The 4,245-nt window shown below is 75.0% G+C and carries 4 protein-coding genes; all 4 read left to right on the forward strand.

Going from position 1 to position 4,245, the window contains the following annotated elements; all coding sequences use genetic code 11:
• Positions 1–1,220: hypothetical protein (locus tag IE312_RS13375; protein ID WP_229899663.1), on the forward strand; the 1,220-nt coding region annotated here is incomplete at its 5' end.
• 304 nt (positions 1,221–1,524) lie between these two features.
• Positions 1,525–2,484, forward strand: a complete 960-nt coding sequence (locus IE312_RS13380; RefSeq protein WP_189981426.1) for an NAD-dependent epimerase/dehydratase family protein — start codon at positions 1,525–1,527, stop codon at positions 2,482–2,484.
• Positions 2,472–3,233, forward strand: a complete 762-nt coding sequence (locus tag IE312_RS13385; RefSeq protein WP_189981428.1) for a spherulation-specific family 4 protein — start codon at positions 2,472–2,474, stop codon at positions 3,231–3,233. Before IE312_RS13380 ends, IE312_RS13385 begins: the two co-directional genes overlap by 13 nt.
• 63 nt (positions 3,234–3,296) lie before the next feature.
• A partial coding sequence (gene moeB / locus IE312_RS13390; protein WP_229899665.1) for a molybdopterin-synthase adenylyltransferase MoeB occupies positions 3,297–4,245 on the forward strand: 949 nt, incomplete at its 3' end.

Consider the following 4,245-nt stretch of genomic DNA (forward strand, 5'->3'; position numbering starts at 1 on the left):
ACGCCGGGCACGACCCCGGGCTCCCTGCCGTACCCGCCCCGCCCGGCTCCCGCCCCGCAGCGGACGCCGGGGCCGGGCGCAGGTCCGTCGCCGGCCGTCGCCGCGGGACCGGCGACCCGGTGAAGGCCCTGCTGCACCGCCACCGCGAGCTGTGCGAGCGGGCCGTGGACCCGCTGGAGATCGCGGCCGGGCTGGAGGCACATGGCGTCACCGACCGGACCGCCGCCCGCTTCCGCCACCGCGACGTGTTCTCGCTCGCCGAGGAGCTGTACGCGCGCGCCCCCCGCACCACCGAGCCGCACCCGGAGCCCGAGTTCCTGCCGGTGCCCCGGCTCCGCGCCGGCGGGGTCCTGCTCGCCTTCCTGCCCGGAGCGCTCGGCGCCGCCACCGTGGCCGCGCTGCGGCTCACCCACGGACAACCCCGCGCGCTGACGGCCCTCGGCGGCCTGCTCGCCGTAGCCCTGGCCGTGCGCGCCGCACTGCGCCACGGCCCGCTCGCAGGCCCGCCCGGTCAGCTCACCGGTCCGCCCGGCCCGCGCGCGTGGCGCACCGCGGCCGCTGCGCGCGCGGGAACGCTCTGGCTGCTCGCGTACGCCCTCGTCGGCGACGGCCTCCTCCACGCCCTCCGCACGGACGGCCCCGGCGCCCTGCCCACCGGGACGGCGGACGGCCCCTGGTCCACGGCCGGCGCGCCCGTCCTGGCCCTCCTGCTGGCCTGTGCCCCGGCGGCGTGCTGCGCCCACCTCCTCACCGCCGGCGCCCGCCGCAGGCTCGCCCGCAGCCGCGCACTGGAGGACTTCACAGCCGCCGCCAAGCCACTGCTGTCCGGGGTGTTCGCGTCGTTCCTGGCCGCCCTCGGCGCACTGCTCGCCCTGTGCGGAACCGTCCTGGACCAGCCCGCCGCGTTCCCGCAAACCCTCGCCTTGGGCGCCCTGCTCCTGGCCGCCCGCCTGCTCACCGTGCACCGGCACCGGCGCGCCGCCGCCCTCGCGCTGGGCGCCGCGGCGGCCACGGAGGCGGCGGCCCTCGCGCTGCTCACGGCCGCCCGGCTGCCCGGCTGGGCCTTCCTGGCGGTCCCCGTCGAGAACCTCGCCGGTGCCTGGGGCGAGGCCGCCGTACCGGGCCTCGCCTGCGGCACCGCGGCCCTGGCCCTGCTGTGGCACGCGGGCCGCACCCTCACCCGGGCCGCGGCCCACGCGCCCCCGGGAGTCCCCGAATGAACCTTCCGCCACCGGCCCGGCCCACCGCCGGCGGCAACCGCACCACCCCCTTGAAGGAGAACACCAAGATGACCACCTCCCGAGCCGGAGCCTCCGGAGCCTCGGCGACTCCCCGAGCCGGAACGTCCGGAGCCCCGAAGGCCGCCGGAGTCCGAGCCGGAGCGTTCGGGGCCCCGGCGGCCGCCGGAGTCCGGGCCGGAACGGCCGCAGCAGCCGTCGGAACGGCCGCACGAGCCGCCGGAGCGGCCGCACGAGCCGCCGGAACGGCCGGCACGACCGCCGCGCACACCCCGGGAGCCGCCCGATGAGGGTCCTGCTGATCGGAGCCAACGGGTTCATCGGCCGCTTCGTCGCCGACCGCCTGCTCGCCGACCCGGCCGTCCAGCTCACCGCGCTCGGCCGCGGCGACGACGCCGACGTCCGCTTCGACCTCGCCACCGGCAGCCCGGGCGCGCTCACCCGCTTCCTCGACGCGGTCCACCCCGGGGTCGTCGTCAACTGCGCCGGCGCCACCCGCGGCGGCGCCCGCGACCTCACCCGGCACAACACCGTGGCCGTGGCCACCGTCTGCGAGGCCCTGCGCCGCAGCGGCTGCGGTGCCCGCCTGGTGCAGATCGGCTGCGGCTCCGAGTACGGCCCGAGCCAGCCCGGGTCCTCCACGGCCGAGGACGCCGTACCGCGCCCCGGCGGCCCGTACGGCGTCAGCAAGCTCGCCGCTACCGAACTCGTCCTCGGCTCCGGCCTGGACGCCGTCGTACTGCGCGTCTTCTCGCCGGCCGGCCCCGGCACCCCGGCCGGCTCCCCACTGGGCCGCCTGGCGGAGGCCATGCGGCGTGCGATGCAGTCCGGCGACGGCGAGCTCAAGCTCAGCGGCCTCGGCGTCCAGCGTGACTTCGTGGACGTACGCGACGTCGCCCGGGCCGTGCACGCGGCCTCGCTCTCCGCCGCGCAGGGCGTGATCAACATCGGTTCCGGCCGAGCCGTCCGCCTCAGGGACGCCGCCGCCGTCCTCGCACGCGTGGCCGGCTACGGCGGTGCCCTGCACGAACTCGACGCCCCGCCCGTCCCGCTGCGCAGCGCCATCGGCCACCCCCGCGCCGACTCCGAGCACCCGGTCCCGGTGGCCTACCCGTACCCGGACGGCTGCGGCAGCTGGCAACAGGCCGATGTGCGCACCGCCCGCGACCGGCTCGGCTGGCGGCCCCGCATCAACCTCGAAGAATCCCTGGCCGACATCTGGATGGAGGCGGCATGCCGCATCTGACCAGCACCACCGCGGGCACCACAGGCACCGGCGCCGGCACCGGCGTCCGTACCGCACTCGGCATCCCCGGCTACGCCCACCCGCTCGTCGCCCCGGCCCAGTGGGCGGAACTCGCCCGCCCCGGCACCCCGGTGGACTGGGTGGTCCTCGACGTCGCAGCCGGCCCCGGCAGCCGCCCCGACCCGCACTGCCTGGCAGCCGCGGCCCGGCTGCGGGCCGCGGGGGTCCGCGTCCTCGGTCACCTCGACCTCGGCTACGGGGCCCGCGACTTCGGCGCCCTGCTCACCGACGCCCACCGCCACCTCGACTGGTACCGGGTCGACGGCTTCCTGCTGGACCGCTGCCCCGACGAGCGCGCCGCGCTGCCCGAGGTCCGCCGTGTGATCACCACGCTCCGGGCGCTCGGTGACACCGCCCACATCGTCCTCGGGCACGGCCGCCACCCGCACCCCGGGTACGCCGAGAACGCCGACCAGCTGGTGACCTTCTCCGGCTCCTGGTCCGAGTACCGCTGGTCGCAGGTGGCCGAGTGGACCGCCGACTACCCGCCCGACCGCTTCTGCCACTTCGTGCACAGCGTGCCCCGCGGCCATCTGGACGAGGCGCTGCGGATCGCCCGCTGGCAGGGCGCGGCCACGATCTACTTCACGGACCGCACGGACCGGGGCGGCCGAGTGGACCCCTGGGAGACCATGCCCGGCTACTGGGACGACATCGTCTCGCGTGTCGGGACAGGTGTCTCGGAATGAAGAAGGGCGTGGCAGTGTTACGAGGAGAACAACTGTAGTGATTGACCGACCAACGGAGTCCCCGTGTCGCTGCCACCCCTGGTCGAGCCAGCCTCTGAGCTCACCGTAGACGAGGTCCGCAGGTACTCCCGCCACCTGATCATCCCCGACGTGGGCATGGACGGGCAGAAGCGGCTGAAGAACGCCAAGGTGCTCTGTGTCGGCGCCGGCGGCCTGGGTTCGCCGGCGCTGATGTACCTGGCCGCCGCGGGCGTGGGCACCCTGGGCATCGTGGAGTTCGACGAGGTCGACGAGTCGAACCTGCAGCGCCAGATCATCCACAGCCAGGCCGACATCGGCCGCTCCAAGGCCGAGTCCGCCCGTGACTCGGTCCTCGGCATCAACCCGTACGTGAACGTGGTCCTTCACGAGGAGCGGCTCGAGGCCGACAACGTGATGGACATCTTCAGCCAGTACGACCTGATCGTCGACGGCACCGACAACTTCGCGACCCGCTACCTGGTCAACGACGCCTGCGTGCTGCTGAACAAGCCGTACGTGTGGGGCTCGATCTACCGCTTCGACGGCCAGGCCTCGGTCTTCTGGTCCGAGCACGGTCCCTGCTACCGCTGCCTCTACCCGGAGCCCCCGCCCCCCGGCATGGTCCCCTCCTGCGCGGAGGGCGGCGTGCTGGGCGTGCTGTGCGCGTCCATCGGCTCCATCCAGGTCAACGAGGCCATCAAGCTCCTCGCCGGCATCGGCGAGCCGCTGGTCGGCCGCCTGATGATCTACGACGCCCTGGAGATGCAGTACCGCCAGGTCAAGGTCCGCAAGGACCCGAACTGCGCGGTCTGCGGCGAGAACCCGACCGTCACCGAGCTCATCGACTACGAGGCCTTCTGCGGCGTCGTCTCCGAGGAGGCCCAGGCGGCGGCGGCCGACTCCACGATCACTCCCAAGCAGCTCAAGGAGTGGATCGACGACGGCGAGAACATCGAGATCATCGACGTCCGCGAGCCGAACGAGTACGAGA

Origin of the sequence: Streptomyces capoamus (assembly GCF_014654935.1) — a bacterium.
GTDB classification, from domain to species: domain Bacteria; phylum Actinomycetota; class Actinomycetes; order Streptomycetales; family Streptomycetaceae; genus Streptomyces; species Streptomyces capoamus.

Bases quoted from the DNA above. Each gene is read 5' to 3' on its own strand.
- IE312_RS13380 (WP_189981426.1), top strand. From the start codon at position 1,525: ATGAGGGTCCTGCTGATCGGAGCCAACGGGTTCATCGGCCGCTTCGTC.
- IE312_RS13385 (WP_189981428.1), top strand. From the start codon at position 2,472: ATGCCGCATCTGACCAGCACCACCGCGGGCACCACAGGCACCGGCGCC.